The organism is Zafaria sp. Z1313 (assembly GCF_050563205.1).
Classification (GTDB): Bacteria; Actinomycetota; Actinomycetes; order Actinomycetales; family Micrococcaceae; genus JAZDCJ01.
In genome coordinates, this window is the sequence record NZ_JBNWUK010000001.1 from 90,316 (window position 1) to 108,763 (window position 18,448).

An 18,448-nucleotide genomic window follows, 5' to 3' on the forward strand; every position below is an offset into this window, starting at 1 on the left:
CGCCTACTCGGCGATCCAGACGTCGTGGAACACGGGGCTCGCCACGGCGGTCGTCGCCCCGACGCCCTGCAGCGACGTCGAGTGGAGGAAGTGGTTCTGCTGGTCGTACAGCGGCAGGATGTAGTGCCCGGCGAGGATGAACGCCTGCGCCTGGTCGTAGAGCGCGGCCCGCGCGGTCGGGTCCGCTTCCTCGCCGGCCTCGGTCAGCAGGCGGTCGAGCTCGGCGTCCTTGACCTGGCTCAGGTTCGCGAAGTAGCCGGACGGCGCGGGGATGGTGCTGTCCGAGTGGAAGAGGATCCGCAGCACGTCCGGGCCGACCTTGGTGTACGGGGCGCTGACCAGGTCGTAGTCGTTGGCGAAGAGGGCGCCGTACCAGCTGGAGAGGTCCAGCAGGTTCAGCTTGACCTCGAAGCCGGCCTCCTTCGCCGCGGCCTGGAGCTGCTGGAAGAGCGACTGCTCGGCGGGCACGGACTGGTTGGTGCTGACCGGGAACTCGAGGCTCAACCGCTGCCCGTCCTTGCTCCGGTAGCCCTCGGCATCGCGCTCGTCCCAGCCGGCGGCGTCGAGGAGCTCGGCCGCGCGCGCCGTGTCCACGCCGAACGGCGCCGGGTCGCCGTGGCCCATCGGCTCGACGCTGGAGAGCGGCGAGTAGGAGCGCCGGGCCGTGCCGAAGAAGAGCGACTCGACGCCCGCGTCGACGTCGACGGACTTCACGAACGCCTCGCGGACCGCGGGATCGTCGAACGGCGCCTTGGACGTGTTCAGCTCGATCCGGTTCGAGGCGCCGGGGCGGGGCGCGTCGAGGTGGCCGAGCGCGCCGGAGGCCTCCGCGGCTGCGATCGCGTCCGGCTGCGGGTTGTCAATCACGTGCACGGTCCCGGACTGCAGGGCCGATTGCCGCGTGGCCGCCTCGGGGATGAAGCGCCAGGAGATGCCGTCCAGGTAGGCGGGTCCCTCGTGGCCGGCGCCCTCCGCGGGCGGGGTGTAGTCCTCGTTGCGGATCAGCTCCACGCGGTCCTGCCGGGTCCACGAGGCGACCTGGAACGGGCCGGTGCCGATCGGGGCGGCGCAGTTCTCCTCCTGGCCGCGCCCGATGCCCGCGGGGGACTGGATGGCGACCCACGGCTGGGAGAAGGACTCGAGCAGCGCGGCGTCCGGGGCGCTCAGGCGCAGCCGGAGCGTCCGGGCGTCCTCGACCGTGCCCTCGGCGATCTTCCCGACCGCGAGGTAGCCCGTCGAGGAGCCCGTGTCCGGGTCCTTCAGGTGCTCGATGTTGGCCCAGACCGCTGCGGCGTCCAGCGGCGTGCCGTCGGTGAACTCGATGCCCTCGCGGAGCGTGAGCACCACCTCCAGGCCGTCGTCGGAGACATCGGCGCCCTCGGCGAGCCACGGGACGATCTCCCCGTCGGCGTCCTTCGTGAACAGGGTCTCCAGGAACTGGCCGGCGAGCAGGGCCTGCGGGTAGTTGCCGCGGACGTGCGGGTCCAGGCAGTCCGGCTCGGCGTCGCCGCTCGCGTAGACCAGGGTCCCGCCGGAGACCGGATCGCCGGCGTCGGGGGCGGCGGAGCCACCGCCCGTGGAGCCCGTCGTGCCACCGGAGGCGCATCCGGCGAGCAGGAGGGCGGCGGCGGCCGCGGAGGCAAGGGTCGCGCTCGCGCGCGAGGGGCGGGAGGAGAACAACATCGGTGGTGCGTCCTGACGTAGCGGTGCGGTCCCGGCGCCGACGGGGCTCGGCCGTGCGCGGCGGGGAAAAGTGATGGACCAAGACTAGTCCAGCCGTGCCCGGCGGCGCCGTTGCGCAGCTCACCCTCCCGCCGGCCCTCGCGGCGGGCGTCATCCTCGTGGGCTGCGCGCCGGGCGGGACGGCGTCCAACGTCGTGACCTACCTCGCCAAGGGCGACGTCGCGCTGTCCGTCACGATGACAAGCGTCTCCACGCTGCTGGCACCGATCTTCACCCCGCTCCTGACGCTGTGGCTCGCGGGCCAGTACCTCCCGGTCGACGCCGGATCGATGGCCCTGAGCATCGTGCAGATCGTGCTGATCCCCGTGGTCCTGGGGCTCGTGGCCCGCCTCGCGATCCCGCGCCTCGTGGACCGCGCCCTCCCGGTGCTGCCTTGGGTCTCCGTCCTCGCGATCACCTTCGTGGTCATCGCGGTGGTCTCCGGAAGCGCGGAGGCGATCTTCAGCGCCGGCGCCCTGATCCTCCTCGCCGTGATCCTGCACAACGGGCTCGGCTACGCGCTCGGCTACGGCGCGGCGAGGGCCTTCCGACTGCCAGTCCCGTCCCGGCGCACGGTCGCGATCGAGGTCGGTATGCAGAACTCCGGCCTCGCCGCGGGCCTGGCGAAGACCTACTTCTCCCCGGAGGCCGCCCTTCCCGGCGCAGTGTTCTCCGTCTGGCACAACGTCTCCGGCGCCCTCGTCGCGGCCTACTGGCGCCGCAGCTCGGCCAGGCACGCCGGGGCGGAGCAGCCGACGCCGGACGCCGCCTGACGCCTCCGTCCCGCCCCGCGCACGGGGAGGGGGTACGACGCCGGTGCGCACCGGCGTCGTACCCCCTCCCTTTCATTGCGTGGCCGCCGAGCGGCGTCGCCTACTTGGTGATGTCGCCCAGCACCGGATCGTCGACGTACGCCTCCTTGACGTTGGCCAGGGTGACGATCTGCGGCGGCAGCAGGTAGGCCGGGACGACCTTGACGCCGTTGTCGTAGGACTCGGTGTCGTTGGCCTCCGGCGCGTTGCCGGCCTGCAGGTCCTTGACCATGGTGATCGCGTGCTCGACGAGCTTGCGGGTGTCCTTGTTGATCGTGGAGTACTGCTCGCCCGCCATGATCGACTTCACGGACTCGACCTCGGAGTCCTGGCCCGTGACGACCGGGACGTCCTTGCCGGCGGCCTTCGCCGAGGTCAGGATGGCGCGGGCCAGGGTGTCGTTCGGGGAGAGCACGCCGTGGACGTCCTCGGAGGTGTAGTTGCCCGCGAGCAGCGTGTCCATGCGCTTCTGGGCGTTCTCCGCCTTCCAGCCCTGCGTCACGGCCTGCTCGAAGCTCGCCTGCCCCGAGACGACCTTCAGCGTCCCGTCGTCGATCTTCGGCTGCAGCACGCTCATGGCGCCGTCGAAGAAGACCTTCGCGTTGGCGTCGTCCGGGGAGCCCGCGAAGAGCTCGACGTTGTACGGGCCGGAGCCCTTCTGCTCGGCCAGGCCGTCCAGGAGCGCCTGGCCCTGGAGCTCGCCGACCTCGAAGTTGTCGTAGGCGACGTAGTAGTCGACGGCGTCGCTGTTGAGCAGCAGGCGGTCGTAGGCGATGACCGTGGCGCCGGCGTCCCGGGCCGCGGCCAGCTGGTTGCCGAGCTGCGAGCCGTCGATGGCGCCCACGATGATGACCTTGGCGCCGTTGGTGATCATGGCGTTGATCTGGTTCTGCTGCTCGGCGACGCCGCCGTTGGCGAACTGCACGTCGGCGTCGAAGCCCGCCTCGTCGAGGCCCTCGTTGAAGAGGTTCTCGGCGAGGACCCAGTTCTCGCTGGTCTTCTGCGGCAGCGCGACGCCGATGACGGAGCCGGCCTCGAAGCCGGCGGCCTCACCCTCGCCGGACCCCGTGCCTGCGTCCTGGCGGCCGCAGCCCGTGAGGGCCAGTGCCCCCACGGCGGCGACGGCCGCGAGCTTGATGGCGGTTCCCTTGATGTTCATGTCTGCTCTTTCTGGTGGAAGGGGTGTTGCGTGGGTTGATGGATGGTCGGAGGGCCCGCTCCGGCCGGCTCCGCGGGGCGGAGCCGGCGGATCAGGCGTTGGTGGAGATGACGTCCTTGGTGGAGGTGGTCTCGTCCGGCTTGGCGGAGTTCCTGCCGAAACCGCGCGTCAACAGGCCCGTGATCGACGGCTTGCCCTGCGACTTGTTGTAGACGTCGAAGGCGACGGCGACGAGGAGGACGAGGCCCTTGATGATGGAGGTCAGGTCTGCGCCGATGCTCAGCAGCTGCAGGCCGTTGTTCAGGACGGCCATGACGAGGCCGCCGATGATGGAGCCGACGACCGTCCCGACGCCGCCGCTGACCGCCGCGCCGCCGATGAAGACGGCCGCGATGGCGTCCAGCTCCCACATGTTGCCGTCGGACGGGCCGGAGGCGGTGGAGCGGGCCACGAAGATCATTCCGGCGAGGCCGGCGAGGATCGACATGTTCATCATGACCAGGAAGTTGACCTTCTTGGAGCGGACGCCCGAGAGCTCGGCGGCGTGGCGGTTGCCGCCGACGGCGTAGACGTGCCGGCCGATCACGGTGCGGGAGGAGACGAAGCCGTAGACGATCACGAGGGCGACGAGGATGATGCCGGAGACAGGGAAGGACGTGCCGGGGCGGCCCGTGGCGAAGAGGTACGTCGCGTAGAGGATCGCGGCGCTGATGAGTCCGAGCTTGGTCGCCGTGACCCACATCGCGGGGACCTCGGCGCCGAGCTTGAGGGACTTGGCCCGGGCGCGCAGGCCGCCGAGGACGACGAACGCGACGGCGCCGAGGCCGAGCAGCACGGTGAGGTTGTTGTAGCCGGTGTCCGGCCCGATCTCCGGCAGGTAGCCGGCGCCGATGAACTGGAACTCCTGCGGGACCGGGATCGAGTTGGACTTGCCGACGAACTGGTTCAGTCCGCGGAAGAGCAGCATGCCGGCGAGGGTGACGATGAATGCCGGGATGCCGACGTAGGCGACCCAGAACCCCTGCCACATGCCGATCAGGGCCCCGAGGACCAAGCCGAGCACGATCCCCATCCACCAGGGCAGGCCCCAGTCGCGCATCGCGATCGCCACCGCGACGCCGACGAAGGCCGCGACCGAGCCCACCGAGAGGTCGATGTGCCCGGCGATGATGACGAGCACCATGCCGATCGCGAGGATCAGGATGTAGGAGTTGCCGTTGAGCAGGTTCATGACGTTGCCGGAGGTCAGGGTCCGCCCGCCGGTGCGCCATTGGAAGAAGAGGATCAGCGCCACCAGGGCGAAGATCATGCCGAATTGGCGGGTGTTGCCGCCAAAGAGCTGTTTGATCGCGTTCATGCGTGGTTCCTTGTTGTCGGGTGCGTCGATGCGGATGTCAGGCGGTCTTGCGGGGTGCGGTCATGAGGCGCATCAGGTTCTCCTGCGTGGCCTCGTGCTTGTCGAGGACGCCCGTGACGGCGCCTTCGAAGATCGTGTAGATGCGGTCGGAGAGGCCCAGGAGCTCGGGGAGTTCGGAGGAGATGACGATCACGCCCTTGCCCTGGCGGGCGAGCTCCTGGATGATCCCGTAGATCTCGAACTTGGCGCCGACGTCGATGCCGCGCGTGGGCTCGTCGAGGATCAGCAGCTCGGGGCCGGTGAACATCCACTTCGCGAGGACCACCTTCTGCTGGTTGCCGCCGGAGAGCTTGGCGACGCCCTCCTCGACCGTGGGGGTCTTGGTGCGCAGCTGGCGGCGGTAGCGCTCGGCGACCTCGAACTCCTGGTGCCGGTCGACGACGTCGTAGCGGCTGATGGCGCGCAGGTTGGCGGCGACGGTGGTCGTCTTGATGTCGTCGAGCAGGTTCAGGCCGAGGGTCTTGCGGTCCTCGGTGACGTAGCCCAGCCCGGCGTCGATGGCCTGCCGGACGTTCTTCAGGACGAGCGGGCGCCCGTTCATCGTGAGGGTCCCGGAGAGGTGGCGGCCGTAGGAGCGGCCGAAGACCGAGCGGGCGAGCTCGGTGCGCCCGGCCCCCATGAGCCCGGCGAAGCCGACGATCTCGCCGCGGCGGACGAAGAACTCCGAGTCCTTGCAGACGAGCCGGTCCTGGATCACGGGGTGGCCGACGTTCCAGCCGGAGACGCGGAAGAACTCCTCGCCGATCTGCGGCTCGTGGTCCGGGAAGCGGGACTCGAGGGCGCGTCCGACCATGGCCTTGATGATGCGGTCCTCGTCCACACCGTCGGCCTTGATGTCGAGGGTCTCGATCGAGCGGCCGTCGCGGATGATGGTGATCGAGTCGGCGACCTGCTCGATCTCGTTGAGCTTGTGGGAGATGATGATCGAGGTGATCCCGCGCCCCTTGAGCCCCCGGATGAGGTCGAGCAGGTGTTGCGAGTCGGACTCGTTCAGGGCGGCCGTGGGCTCGTCGAGGATGAGCAGCTTGACGGACTTGTTCAGCGCCTTGGCGATCTCCACGAGCTGCTGCTTGCCGACGCCGATCTCCTTGACCGGGGTATCCGGATCGTCCCGCAGGCCGACGCGGGCCAGGAGCTCGGTGGCCCGGATCCGTGCGGTGTCCCAGTCGATGAAGCCGAACTTGCGGGGCTCGTTGCCGAGGAAGATGTTCTCCATGATGGACAGCTCGGGGATGAGCGCGAGCTCCTGGTGGATGATCACGATCCCGGCGGCCTCGCTGGCCCGGATGTCGCGGAACTGCTGGACGGCGCCCTGGAAGTGGATGTCGCCGGTGTAGGAGCCGTGGGGGTAGACCCCGGAGAGCACCTTCATGAGGGTGGACTTGCCGGCGCCGTTCTCGCCGCAGATCGCGTGGATCTCTCCGGCGCGGACCCGCAGGTTGACGTCGGCCAGCGCCTTGACGCCGGGGAACTCCTTGGTGATGTCCCGCATCTCGAGGATGACGGGGCCCTGCTGGCGTGGGGTGGGTTCCATGTCGCCGTGTGCCTCCCTTGGCGGTTCTGCCTCCGCGGGTTCTCCCGGCGGAGCGGTGGGTGGATGGTGGTTCGGGGGACGACGCCGGGGCGGCCGGCGGTGCCCGGGCCCGCCCGCGGTGCGGGTCGGGGGCCGGGCCGGATCAGTGTGGGGGGCGGTCGATCCGGGGCGCGGATAGCCCGAGGCCGGCGTGCTGGAAGGCGAGAGCCGCCGCGCCGAGCGCCTCGGCCCGGTCGCCGAGGGCGGACATCGCGAGCTCGGTGCTTTCCCCGACGACGGGAACGGCATGGCGGAGCAGGCCGCGCCGGATCGGGCCGAGCAGTTCCTCGCCGAGGCCCGCGAGCGGGCCGCCGACGACGATGACGGAGGGGTTGATCAGGTTCGCGACGTTGCCCAGGGTGCGTCCGACGGCGACGCCCGCGTCGTCGACGACGCGCAGGGTCGCGGAGTCCCCGGCAGCCCCGAGCACGACGATGTCCCCGGCGGTGGACGGGGGATCGGCGGACTGGGCGAGGAGCGCGATCATGACGGTCGTGGACGCGACGGTCTCGAGGCATCCGCGGTTGCCGCAACGGCAGACCGGCCCGTGCTCGAGGGCCGGCGCGTGGCCGATCTCCCCGGTGATGCCGATGTTGCCGTAGTAGGTGCTGCCGTTGATGACGAGCCCCGCGCCGATGCCCGTGCCGATCTTGACGAACATCAGGTGCTCGGCGCCGGTGTGGGGGCCCCACGTGACCTCGGCGAGGGCGCCGAGGTTGGCGTCGTTGTCGACGTAGACGGGCAGTTGGAAGGCCTCTTCGAGGCGCGCGAGGATGTCGATGCCGACCCACTCGGGCAGGATGGCGCCCTGGGCGACCGTCCCGTTGCGGCGGTCGATGGGTCCGGGGATGCCGACGCCCGCCCCGACGACGGCGCTGCGGCGGATGCTCGATCCCGCGAGCAGTCGGTCGACGACCTCGACCGCTGCGGCGATGCCGTCCTCGGCCTGGTGGCCGGCCGGCAGGATGACGGCCTCCTCGGCGAGGACCTGGAAGTCGAGGGAGGCCAGGACGACGCGCAGGTGGCGGCGGCCGAAGTCGACGCCGATCGCGACGGCGCCCCGGGAGTCGAGGTGGACGTTGAGGGCGCGGCGGCCGGAGCTCGTCGTGGGCTCGGTCGTGACGAGGCCCGCGTCCTGCATGCTCTTGACGATGTTGGAGACGGTCGCGGTGGACAGCCCGGTCTGGCGGGCGAGCTCGGCCTGCGTGGAGGGTCCCGCGAGGAGCGCCTCCACAAGGCGCTGCTGGTTCTGCCGCCTCAAGGCGGACTGCGAGCCGGGGTTGGACCGGGGGCTCGTTGCGGCGGGCGTCGTTGCGACCATGGAATGTAGCCTGCATCACAACTGGTACTGAAGTCAAGAAGTAAACGCAAGAACCCCGAATCCGGTGGTTAGTGTTCGGAAGGTTTATCCAAGGACCGGGTCCGGGTCTAGTGGTCGTCCGGTAGCGGCCACTCGTGGACGGGGCCCGAGTGGTGCATGTGCTCCCAGTAGAGCCGCGTCAGCTCCTGCAGGGCGCGCCGGCGGTCCAGCCCGTGGCCCTCGAGCTGGGCGAGCGCCTTGATCTGCCAGGCCGCGCCGTTCTGCTCGCTGCGGGCCCGCTCGCGCAGCACGTCGAGGTAGCGCTGCGCCACGGGGCGGTCCACGCCGAGGTCGTCGAGCCCCTCGGCGGCCATCGGGAGCAGGTGCCGCACGATCAGTTCGGACACCGGGATGTCGCCGATGCCGGGCCAGTAGACGTGGGCGTCGAGGCCGCGGCGCGCGCATTCGTGGAAGTTGTCCGAGGCCGTCGTGAACGCCATGCGGGACCACAGGGGCCGGTCGGCGGTCCGGAGCTTGCGGACGAGGCCGAAGAAGAAGGCCGCGTTGGCGACGGTGTCCACGACGGTCGGCCCGCCCGGCAGGAGCCGGTTCTCCAGGCGCAGGTTGGGCAGGTCCTCGCCCGGGTCGTAGATGGGGCGGTTCCAGCGGTAGACCGTGCCGTTGTGCAGGCGCAGTTCGTGCAGTTGCGGCGCGCCGCCTGTCGTCTCCTGGGAGACGCGGCGGGAGAGCTGGGGCAGCAGGGCGGGGAAGTAGCGGACGTTCTCCTCGAAGAGGTCGAAGATCGAGGTGATCCAGCGCTCGCCGAACCACACGCGGGGCCGCACCCCCTGGTTCTTCATCTCCGGCGGCCGCGTGTCGATCGACTGCTTGAACACCTCGATCCGGGACTCGTGCCACAGCACCTTCTCCATGAACACGGGCGAGTTCGCGGCGAGGGCCACTTGCGGAGCGGCGATCACCTGGGCCGCGTTCCAGACGGGGGCGAATTCGGAGGGGGAGACCTGCAGGTGCAGCTGCACGGAGGTGCACGCGGCCTCCGGGGCGATGTTCGCGGCGTAGAAGCGCAGGCGCTCCTGTCCGGCGATGTCGATCAGCACGTCCTCGCCGCGCGCCTGCAGCACCGAGGTGTTCAGCGCGGCGTAGCGCTTGCCGGCGCTGATCCACTGCGTGTCCTTGACGAGTTCCTGGCGCAGCGTCGGCAGGATGCCCACCATGAGCAGGTCGGCCCCGACGTTCTCGGCGCGCTCGTCGGCACGGTTCAGCTGCTGGCGCAGGCTCTCCTCGAGGTCGCGCAGCCCCCGCCCCGCGATGGCGAGCGCGGGGTGGTTGAGCTCGATGTTGAACGCGCCGATCTCGGTCTGGAACGCCTCGTCGGCGATCTGCTCGAGGACCTCGGCGTTGCGCATCGCCGGCGTGAAGTCGTCGTTGGCGAGGTTGAGTTCGAGCTCCAGACCGATCGTGCCGGTCCCGGCGAACGTCCCCGTCGCGAGGAACGCCTCGAAGGTCTCGAGGTTGTCCATGAGGCGTTCCCGGTAGCGCGTGCGCTGCTCGCGGGTATAGGTCTTGGCGTTGACTTCTGCTCCCATGGCATGAGCGTACTGGCGCCGCGCGGGGCTGTATACGCCCGGTTGCGGGGCGCCGGGACGCGGCCCCGCGCGGGGGAAGGAGACGACGCCGGTGCGCGCCGGCGTCGTCCGTTGTCACTTGCGGCGGCGCAGGGCGAAGGGGAGGAGCGCGCTCAGGGCGAGGGTGGCGCCCGCGAGCACGAGGAGGCGGTAGTCGATGACGCCGAGGAGGGCCGCCGCGGCGCCCGCCGTCATCGCCTGCGGGGCGTTGTTCAGCAGCTGCATGGCGGCCGCGCCGCGTCCCTGGACCGCCGACGGGAGCTCGTGTTGGCGCAGCGTCACCGCGGCGACGATCATGAGGGTCACGCCGGCTGCGAACGGGACGATCCCGGCCAGCACGACCCAGAGCACGCCGGCCGCCTGGCTGGCCATGCCCACGGTGAAGAGGACGCTGCCGGCCATGATCGTGGCCTCGAAGCCGAAGCGGCGGATCACCGAGGACGCGGCGAGGCCCACCGAGACCGAGACGATCCCCTGCAGGGCGACGACGACGCTGAGGAACTCTGGCGGCATCCCCAGGCCCGTGTCGACCGTGGCGAAGATGGTCGAATTGGTGATGCCGGAGGCCGCGACCACGAGCATGAACGCGATGACGGCCGTGCGCAGCCGCGGCCGCCCGAGGAGCTCGGTGAAGCCCGCGGCCGCCTGGCGCCACCACGAGCCGGGATCGGCCTCGGGGTGCACGACGTCCCGCAGGGGCACGAAGCGCAGGAGCACTGCGCCCAGCAGGAAGCACGCGGCGGTGGCGACGATGATCGGCGCCATGCCCCAGACGCCGAAGACCGCGGCGGCGGCCAGCGGCGAGACGATCCTCAGGGCCTGGTCGATGCTCGAGAACATCCCATTGGCCGGGGCCAGCAGGCGCCCCGGCAGCAGGTCTTTGAGCAGGCCTGACTGGGCCGCGGCGTTGACGTAGGAGGAGCACGCGTAGAGGAACGTGGCGGCGTAGACGAGCCACAGGCCCGCCGGGGTCGAGACCGCCAGGAGCGTCAGCACGACGGCGGCCGTGGCGATATTGGTGCCGATCAGCAGGCGGCGGCGCGGCAGCCGGTCGGCCAGGAGGCCGAACGCGGGGGAGAGGAAGGCGGGCAGTCCGAGGACGAGGAACACGAGCGCGGCCAGCTGGTCGCTGCCCGTCATGGCCTTCACCCAGATGGCCGTGGTGATGTAGAGCGCCGAATCGCCGAGGTTGGAGACGGTCCACGCGGTCAGCAGGCGGCGGAAGCCGGGGTGGGCGAGGACCTCCCGGTTCGTGCCCGGAGGCGGGGGATCCTGCGCCCCCGCGGTGCGCTCCGGGTCCGCCGTGGCGGCGCCGACGCCGCCCGCCGGCCCGAGGCCCGCGGTGTCCTGTCCGTCCGCCGCGCCCGGCGGGACGCTGCTCACAACAGCCCCGTTTCGAAGCCGGCCGGCTCGGCCTGCGGCGCGAGGTTGAGCGCCGCGAAGAGGTGGGCCTTCCGCGCCCCGGCCGGGCGCGCCTCGGGATTCCGGACCCGGCCCTGGAAGCGGTCGATGGCCTGCTGGATCTCGTCGCGCAGCTGCCGCATCTCCTCCGGCGTCGCATAGAAGGTGCTGCTGAGGAAGCCGGCGAGGTCGACGTCGGAGGTCGGCAGGGAGGGGGCCTGTCGGAGGTAGTCCCGCAGTCGCTCCGCTTGGCGCTGGACGGAGAGGGCCGCCAGCGCCGAGACCGCGTGGACCGAACCCGGGGCGTCCGGGTCGATCGACTGCGTCCGGCTCGTCGTCGGCGTCTTCCAGGGCTTCTCGCGGCCGCGGCGCTCGCCCGGCACGATGTAGCCGTGCTGGGCGAGGGAGCGGAGGTGGAAGGAGCAGCTCGCCACGGACTCGCCGATGGCCTCGGCGCATTCGGTGGCGGTGGCCTGCTCCACCGAGTCGAGGTGGTCCAGGAGCGCCAGGCGCGTGGGGTGTGCCAGGGCGCGGATGCTCTGCGGGTCGGTCGTGACGAGCTCGCTCGCCTGCGTCGTGGGGGTGCTCACGCATCGAAGCTACCCTTCTAAAGGGTTCTTTAGCAAGAGTTCTTTAGAATGAGGACCCGGCGGGGTCGGCAAGGATGGGGGCGGGGTCTCGGGGCTGCCGGGCCCTACCGACGCTGGTCGTTGGCGTAGCGCAGGCCGAGCTGGTTGCGCAGCCCGTCGAAGAGGCGCATGGTCTGGACCGTGTGCTCCCAGGACACCGTGGGGCTCTGCGTCAGGCCCTCCTGGATGCAGCGCGTCGTCTCCCGCAGCTCGTAGGGGTAGTCGCGGCCGATGGACTCGAAGTGCTCGGTCCGCGACTCGCCGCCGACCGGGTGGATCTGCAGGGTCGTGGGGTTGTGCAGGGGCTGGCCCGTGCGCAGCCAGCCGGCCGTGCAGGAGACGGTCGCCTCGCGGGGACCGGCGCCGAGGAGGCTGCACATCAGCTGGGCCTGCCGCCCGCCGGCGTACGTGAGGGTGATGGCCTCCTGCGGGTCGACGCCGTCGTCGTTGAGGAACCCCGCGGCCTGGGCGCTCTGGGGGAAGCCGAGTGTTCCGAGGGCCCACGTGAACGGGTAGACGCCGAGGTCCAGAAGGGCCCCGCCGCCCGCGGCCGGGTCCCACAAGCGCCAGGTCGGATCGTAGTCGGCGGGGAAGCCGAGATCCGCGTGGACCCAGGCGACCTCGCCGAGCTCGCCGGAGCGGATGATGGACAGCGCCCGGTGCACGGAGGGCAGGAAGCGGGACCAGATGGCCTCCATGAGGAACAGCGAGCGCTCGCCGGCGAGCCTCACGAGCTCCTCCGCCTCGGCGGCATTGATGGTCAGGGACTTCTCGCACAGGACGTGCTTGCCCGCCTCCAATGCCGCCTTGGCCACCTCGAAGTGCTGCCCGTGCGGCGTGGCGATGTAGACGACCTCCACGTCCGGGTCGGCGAACATCGCCTCGTAGGCGGGGGCGCCGGCGTCGTCCGCGTAGTTGCGGTCGATCCCGTGCCGGGCGGCGAACTCCGCGCCGCGGGCGTGGTCCCGGGAGCTCACCGCCGTGATCCGCGCGTCCTCGAGCAGGGCGAGGTCGCGGACCACCGTGTCGGCGATCCGGCCCGTGGAGACGATGCCCCAGTTCAGGGTCCGCCCCGTGGCCTTGACGGGGGAGGGGGCGCCGGGCGCGGCGCACGGGGGCATCGGGATGTAGGAAGTCATGCCGTCAGCTTTCCACGCCGGGCCGGCCCCGGCAACGGTGCCGTGCGCGGCCCCCGCGCGGCGCGTCCTCGCCCGGGTGGCGTCTTCCGGAGCAACATTCGCGGCAGGGTGGTTGACGAACCCCGTAAAAAGGGGTCTATGATGGTCATGTGGGTTGATCGCACGTAGCCGCCACTCCGGTAGAACGGGCCGGGGCGCGCGGCACGACGGCGGCCCCCGCCGATGGACTTCCCCCAAGGGTCCATCGTCGGGGGCCGCCGTTGCGTGTTCCGGACCCGCCGCGGGCGCCGGCCGAGTGGGCCGGGAGTGGTCAAGCTGATTCAGCCGCGCGGCGCGGAGTACCAGCGCCAGCGCGCTCCGCGCGTCTCAGGAGTCCGTCCCGTGGCCACCAGAAGGTCCCGCCACGGCTCGCCGGTGCGCTGCGCGTGCGGGAAGACGCGGTCCAGCGTCCACGCGCACGCCCCGTCGGAGGGGACGAACTCCAGGCCCTGCGCGGTGAGGACCTCATGGGAGTGCAGCATCGTCTCCGTCAGCGCCATCGCCTCGAAGCCCGAGGCGTCCGCGTTGCCGAAGGGGTGGTAACCGATCCGCGCTCCGGCCGTCGCGAGCACCGCGCGCAGGAGTCCCGCCGTCGCGTCGAGGCACTCGACGATGCCGGCCGTGCCGCGGTCGGGCCGCGGCCAGAAGAGGATCTCGTGCCCGCCGGGCGTCCACGGGGCCGGATCCTGGAGCGCGACGTAGCCCGCCTGCGGCGGCCGTTCGCCGGCCAGCTGCAGCGCGTAGAAGCCGAGGGTGTCGGCGAGGTGGGCCATGGTTTCCCGGCAGCTCCAGTCAAGCCCGTCGGCCGGGACGTCCCAGGCGTCGTCCGGCACCCCGGCGAGGATCCCGAGCACGTCGTCGACGACGCCGCGGACGCGGACTCCGGGCTCAGCCATGGGCCGCGTGGTGCCGGGCCGCGAGCTCGAGGTAGGTCTCGGCGTTGCGGCGCAGCGAGGCGACCTCCTCCTCCGTCAGCTCCCGGCGGACCTTGGCGGGCACTCCGGCCACGAGGGAGCGCGGCGGGATCTGCGAGCCCTCGAGCACGAGGGCGCCGGCGGCGACGAGCGACTGCTCGCCGACGACGGCGCCGTTCATGACGGTGGCGCTCATGCCGATGAGGCAGCCGTCGCCGATCGTGCAGCCGTGGACGACGGCGCCGTGGCCCACCGAGACCCCCTCCCCGATCGTGCAGGGCACGCCGCGGTCGGCGTGGACCACGACGTTGTCCTGGAGGTTGGTCCCGGCCCCGATGCGGATGGCGTCCGAGTCCCCGCGCACGGAGACGCCGTAGAAGGCGCTCGCGCGGGGACCGAGGACGACGTCTCCGGACAGTGTGGCGGTCGGGGCCACGAACGCGGCCTGGTCGAACTGCGGAGTGGTGCCGTCGAGCGTGATGATGTGGGCCATGGCACCGAGTCTAGCCGCGGCCTAGGTGTACCAGCTGGGCTCCGGCAGGCGTCCCAGCAGGGCGAACTCGCCGACCTCGCGTTCCTTGTGGGCCACGGGATCGTGGAGCGAGTGCGTGCGGATGTTGCGCCAGAACAGGTCCAGGCCCACGCGGTTCGAGGTCGCCCGGGCACCCGTGAGTTCGAAGATGCGCTGCGAGGTCTCCAGCGCCGCGGCGGAGGCCTGCGTCTTGGCCGCGGCGATGCGCACGGCGACCTCGCCGCGGGCCTGCTCCGTGAGCTGGGTGCGGTCGGCGTGCAGGAGCGCCGCGAGCTCGGCGTCGACCGCGTCGGCGAGCGCCTCGGCCGCCCAGAGCGCGGCGCGCAGGCGGCCGTATCCGGCGAGGATGTATGGATCCTCGACGGCCGTTTCCCGGGGGTCGGATCCGTACGGCCAGGCGCGCGTCGTCGAGCGGGTGTAGGACGCCGCGGTCGCGAGCGCCCCGGAGGCGATCCCCAGGTAGAGGGACGTGAAGACCTGTTGGATCAACGGCACGTTCAGGGTGTTGTAGACGAGCGGGCGGAACCGCTTGTCGACGAAGCCCGCCGCGGCGGACCACGGAGCCTCGACGCCTTCCACCACGACGCCGCCGGAGGCGCTGAGCCGCTGGCCGAGGTTGTCCCAGTCGCCGAGGTGGCGGATGGCGTCCTGCTGCGCCGGGACGATCGCGAAGACGTGTTCCCCGCTCGTCGCGAAGACGCCCTCGAGGACCAGCAGATCGGCCACCTCGGCACCCGTTGAGAAGGACTTGCGCCCCGTGAACACGAGCGACCCGCCGCGGTCCTCGACCGTCAGCTCCGCGTCGCGCGGGTTCACGGCCCCGCCGAAGAAGAGGCGCTGGCTCGTGTAGAGCTCCTCGAGGGCGTCGATCTGCTCGTCGGTGCCGACGAGGCGCACGGCCCAGGCCCACAACACGTGGTAGCCGAGCAGCTGGCCGATCGACGCGTCCCCGGCGGCGACGGCCCGGATGGCCTTGAACGCCGTGGTCCAGTCCTGTCCTCCGCCGCCGTGGGCCCGAGGGCCGAGGATCGTGGCCAGGCCCGAGTCCTACAGGAGCCGCACTTCGGCCGTCGGCGCGGCGCCGGCCCGGTCCCGCTCGACCGCGTCGGTGGAGAGGATCGTGGCGACCTCGCGGGCCCGGTCGAGCCATTGCCCGGGCGTCGCCGGGGCGAGGCGGCCGGCCCAGGGGGAGGCGGTGAGGGCGTCGTGGACGGTGGTGGTCATGGCGGGCTCCTTCGCTCGGCCCGGGGGTTCCCGGGCGGATACGGCGAGCGTGGGGACGGTGGGGGCCCGCCGCGAGGGCCGTGGCGCGGGGAGTCGCCGCGTTCCAGTTCGTGACGGAAGACGACGCCGGGGCCCGGCTTCCGCCGTCGTCCCGCCCGGGCGGCACGCAACACGGCGTCGCACGGGGCAACGTGGCGCCACATCGCCGCCCGCGGCGCACGGGGTCCGGCCCGGCGCCGCTAGCGTCGGGGCCAGGCCGACGATTTCCGACGCAGGAGGACCCCATGACCCAGCAGACCCGGCTGCCCGCCCAGGACGGCGCCGTCGCCGCCGCCGGGGGCTACGAGGCCCTCGCGGCCCGCTTCCGCCCGCACTTCGCCTCCATCGCCGCGGGCGCCGTCGAGCGCGAGCGGGACCACCGGCTGCCCCGCGAGGAGATCCGCGCCCTGGCCCGGGCGGGCTTCGGCGCCGTCCGCGTCCCGGTCGAGTCGGGCGGCGACGGCGCGAGCCTGCCGCAGCTCTTCGCCCTCCTCACGGAGCTCGCCGCGGCGGACTCCAACCTGAGCCAGGCGCTGCGCGCCCACTTCGCCTTCGTCGAGGACCGGCTCGTCGCCGCCCCCGGGGCCGGGCGGGACGAGTGGCTGCGCCGCTTCGTCGACGGCGAGCTCGTCGGCAACTCCTGGACCGAGGTCGGCGCGGTCAAGGTCGGCGACGTCCTCACCCGGGTCTCCCCGGCGCCCGATCTCGGCCCCGGCAGGTTCCGGATCAACGGCACCAAGTACTACTCGACCGGAAGCATCTTCGCCGACTGGATCGACACCTACGCCGAGCGCACGGACACGGGCCGGCGCGTGATCGCCGCCGTCCGCTCGGCCCAGGACGGGGTCTCCCACCGCGACGACTGGGACGGCTTCGGCCAGCAGACCACGGGCACCGGCACGAGCACCTTCGAGGACGCCGTGCTCGGGGAGGCGGAGCTGATCGACTTCGAGGACCGCTTCAAGTACCAGACCGCGTTCTACCAGGCCGTCCTGCTCACGGTCCTCGCCGGCAGCGTCCGCGGCGCGCAGCGGGACTTCGCCCGCGAGGTCCGCGAACGCCGACGGACGTTCAGCCACGCGGCGGCCCCCGTCTGGCGCGAGGACCCGCAGATCCTCCAGGTCATCGGGGAGGTCGACGCCGCCGCCTTCGCCGGGGAGGCCGTCGTCGAACGCGTCGCCCGGGCCCTCGAGGACGCCTACCAGGCCGCCCTCGATGCCCGCGCCGGACGGATCACGGTCGCGGAGGAGGAGCAGGTCAACGACCTCGCCGAGCTCGCCTCGGCGCAGGGCCAGATCGCGCTGACGCCGCTCGCCGTCAACGCCCTGTCCCACGCCTTCGACTCGCTCGCGGCCTCCGCCACGAGCACGGCCAAGGGCCTGGACCGGCATTGGCGCAACGCCCGGACCGCCGGCAACCACAACCCCTGGGTCTACAAGGCCCGGCTCGCGGGCGACCGGGCCGTGAACGGCGTCGAGCTGCCCCGCGTGTGGGCCATCGGCGCCTCGTCCTGAGCAGCGGGGGAACCGGCCGCGGGCGCCGCTCCCGAGCCGCTGGCCGGCGTCTCCCCGGCCGGGATCCGGGCCGCGCTCCGGACCGGTGCGAGGGGCAGGCGGGCGCGGCCCCGGCGTCGTACCCCGGATAGACTGGGGGCACCATGCAGTGCCACTATTTCGACGCCGGACGCTGCCGCTCCTGCACGCACATGGGCGTCCCGTACGCCACCCAGCTCGACGCCAAGGACGCGCACTGCCGCGCCCTGCTCGCGGGCCATCCCGGGATCGACTGGCTCCCGCCGCTGGCCGGGGGCGAATCCGGCTTCCGCAACAAGGCCAAGATGGTCGTCGCGGGGACCTCCCGCCGCCCCACGATCGGCATCCTGGACGCAGACGGCCGGGGCATCGACCTGCGCCGCTGCGGCATTTGCTCTCCCGGGCTGCGCGAGGCCTTCCGCGTGCTCTCGAACCTCGTCCGCGCGGCGCGGCTCGAGCCCTATGACGTCCCCTCCCGCACGGGCGAGCTCAAGGCCGTGCTCGTGACCGAGGCGCCGGACGGCGGGCTCATGGTGCGGTTCGTGCTCCGCAGCGACGCGCTCGTGCCCGCCCTGCGGGAGCACCTGCCCGGCCTGCGCGAGCGTCTCCCTCGGCTCGAGGTGGCGTCCGTCAACCTGCAGCCGGAGCACAAGGCCGTCCTCGAGGGCCCCGTCGAGATCCCGCTCACGGAGAGGGAATCGCTGCTCATGCGGATCAACGGGATCGGCCTGCACTTGCGGCCGCAGAGCTTCTTCCAGACCAATACCGAGGTCGCGGCCGCGCTCTACCGGCAGGGGCGCGAGTGGGTGGACGAGGTCGCCCCGCGCACCGTCTGGGACCTCTACTGCGGCGTCGGCGGCTTCGCGCTGCACCTGGCCGCGCCCGGCCGGGACGTGCTCGGGATCGAGCTCAGCGGCGAGGCCATCGCGAGCGCCGAGGCCACCGCGGCGGAGCTCGGGTTCGACGCCGGGGCGCGGGGTTCCCGGCCGGGCGACGCCGGGGCGCGGGGCGGGCTGAGTTTCGCCGCGGGCGACGCGACGGAGTTCGCCCTGGCCGCGGACCGCGCCCCCGAGCTCGTGGTGGTCAATCCGCCGCGGCGGGGGATCGGCGCCGCGCTGGCCGGCTGGCTCGAGCACTCGGAGGCCGCCCATGTCCTGTACTCGAGCTGCAACGCGCGCACGCTCGCGCGCGACCTCGAGGCCATGCCCTCGCTGCGGCCCGTCCGGGCGCGCGTGATGGACATGTTCCCGCAATCGGACCACTACGAGGCGATGGTGCTGCTGGAGCGCGTGCCGGCGGCGTAGGGGACGCGCTTGACCGCGATCGAGAGGACCGCCGCGACGAGGCACATCGCGGCCCCGCCCCACTGC

At 72.0% G+C, this 18,448-nt stretch carries 15 protein-coding genes and 1 pseudogene; 3 read left to right on the top strand and 13 right to left on the bottom strand.

What is annotated here, in order from left to right:
* Window positions 1-3: 3 nt before the first annotated feature.
* Window positions 4-1,683 (bottom strand): ABC transporter substrate-binding protein, encoded by a 1,680-nt coding sequence (locus ACQ3I4_RS00455; protein WP_430632618.1) that lies wholly within the window; start codon window positions 1,681-1,683, stop codon window positions 4-6.
* Between the two features lie 119 nt (window positions 1,684-1,802).
* On the opposite strand from ACQ3I4_RS00455, the pseudogene ACQ3I4_RS00460 reads away from it, so the two are divergent.
* Window positions 1,803-2,495 (top strand): annotated as a pseudogene (locus ACQ3I4_RS00460) (bile acid:sodium symporter family protein); the annotation flags it as partial.
* A 100-nt stretch (window positions 2,496-2,595) separates the two neighbouring features.
* Here the strand turns inward: ACQ3I4_RS00460 and ACQ3I4_RS00465 are convergent.
* The 12 genes from ACQ3I4_RS00465 to ACQ3I4_RS00520 form a co-directional block, all read right to left on the bottom strand.
* On the bottom strand, window positions 2,596-3,693 hold the full coding sequence (locus tag ACQ3I4_RS00465) for a sugar-binding protein (RefSeq protein ID WP_329859636.1): 1,098 nt from the start codon (window positions 3,691-3,693) through the stop codon (window positions 2,596-2,598).
* A 91-nt stretch (window positions 3,694-3,784) separates the two neighbouring features.
* Complete coding sequence (mmsB, locus tag ACQ3I4_RS00470; RefSeq protein ID WP_329859637.1) at window positions 3,785-5,050, bottom strand: multiple monosaccharide ABC transporter permease; 1,266 nt, start codon at window positions 5,048-5,050, stop codon at window positions 3,785-3,787.
* A gap of 37 nt (window positions 5,051-5,087) precedes the next feature.
* A complete protein-coding gene (gene mmsA, locus ACQ3I4_RS00475; protein ID WP_329859639.1) occupies window positions 5,088-6,644 on the bottom strand; it encodes a multiple monosaccharide ABC transporter ATP-binding protein in 1,557 nt (518 codons plus the stop codon).
* Window positions 6,645-6,786: 142 nt separating this feature from the next.
* On the bottom strand, window positions 6,787-8,004 hold the full coding sequence (locus ACQ3I4_RS00480; RefSeq protein ID WP_329859640.1) for an ROK family transcriptional regulator: 1,218 nt from the start codon (window positions 8,002-8,004) through the stop codon (window positions 6,787-6,789).
* A gap of 107 nt (window positions 8,005-8,111) precedes the next feature.
* Entirely contained in the window at window positions 8,112-9,590 is a 1,479-nt protein-coding gene (locus ACQ3I4_RS00485) for a glutamate--cysteine ligase (protein ID WP_329859641.1), read from the bottom strand.
* A gap of 114 nt (window positions 9,591-9,704) precedes the next feature.
* On the bottom strand, window positions 9,705-11,012 hold the full coding sequence (locus tag ACQ3I4_RS00490) for an MFS transporter (protein WP_329859642.1): 1,308 nt from the start codon (window positions 11,010-11,012) through the stop codon (window positions 9,705-9,707).
* Window positions 11,009-11,620 carry a helix-turn-helix domain-containing protein gene (locus ACQ3I4_RS00495; protein ID WP_329859643.1) on the bottom strand — a complete coding sequence of 204 codons (612 nt, stop codon included), beginning with the start codon at window positions 11,618-11,620 and terminating at the stop codon, window positions 11,009-11,011. The genes ACQ3I4_RS00490 and ACQ3I4_RS00495 overlap by 4 nt, the downstream gene beginning before the upstream one ends.
* 104 nt (window positions 11,621-11,724) lie before the next feature.
* Window positions 11,725-12,798, bottom strand: a complete 1,074-nt coding sequence (locus ACQ3I4_RS00500) for a Gfo/Idh/MocA family protein (RefSeq protein WP_329859644.1) — start codon at window positions 12,796-12,798, stop codon at window positions 11,725-11,727.
* A 320-nt stretch (window positions 12,799-13,118) separates the two neighbouring features.
* A complete protein-coding gene (locus ACQ3I4_RS00505; RefSeq protein ID WP_329859645.1) occupies window positions 13,119-13,733 on the bottom strand; it encodes a DinB family protein in 615 nt (204 codons plus the stop codon).
* A complete protein-coding gene (locus tag ACQ3I4_RS00510) occupies window positions 13,726-14,244 on the bottom strand; it encodes a gamma carbonic anhydrase family protein (protein WP_329859646.1) in 519 nt (172 codons plus the stop codon). The genes ACQ3I4_RS00505 and ACQ3I4_RS00510 overlap by 8 nt, the downstream gene beginning before the upstream one ends.
* A 21-nt stretch (window positions 14,245-14,265) precedes the next feature.
* Entirely contained in the window at window positions 14,266-15,321 is a 1,056-nt protein-coding gene (locus ACQ3I4_RS00515) for a monooxygenase (protein WP_329859806.1), read from the bottom strand.
* Between the two features lie 9 nt (window positions 15,322-15,330).
* A complete protein-coding gene (locus tag ACQ3I4_RS00520; RefSeq protein ID WP_329859647.1) occupies window positions 15,331-15,507 on the bottom strand; it encodes a hypothetical protein in 177 nt (58 codons plus the stop codon).
* 284 nt (window positions 15,508-15,791) lie between these two features.
* Here ACQ3I4_RS00520 and ACQ3I4_RS00525 point away from each other — a divergent pair, with 284 nt between their 5' ends.
* Both ACQ3I4_RS00525 and rlmC read left to right on the top strand, forming a co-directional pair.
* Window positions 15,792-17,060 (top strand): acyl-CoA dehydrogenase family protein, encoded by a 1,269-nt coding sequence (locus ACQ3I4_RS00525; protein WP_329859648.1) that lies wholly within the window; start codon window positions 15,792-15,794, stop codon window positions 17,058-17,060.
* 143 nt (window positions 17,061-17,203) lie between these two features.
* Window positions 17,204-18,382 carry a 23S rRNA (uracil(747)-C(5))-methyltransferase RlmC gene (gene rlmC, locus ACQ3I4_RS00530; protein WP_430632619.1) on the top strand — a complete coding sequence of 393 codons (1,179 nt, stop codon included), beginning with the start codon at window positions 17,204-17,206 and terminating at the stop codon, window positions 18,380-18,382.
* Window positions 18,383-18,448: the final 66 nt, after the last annotated feature.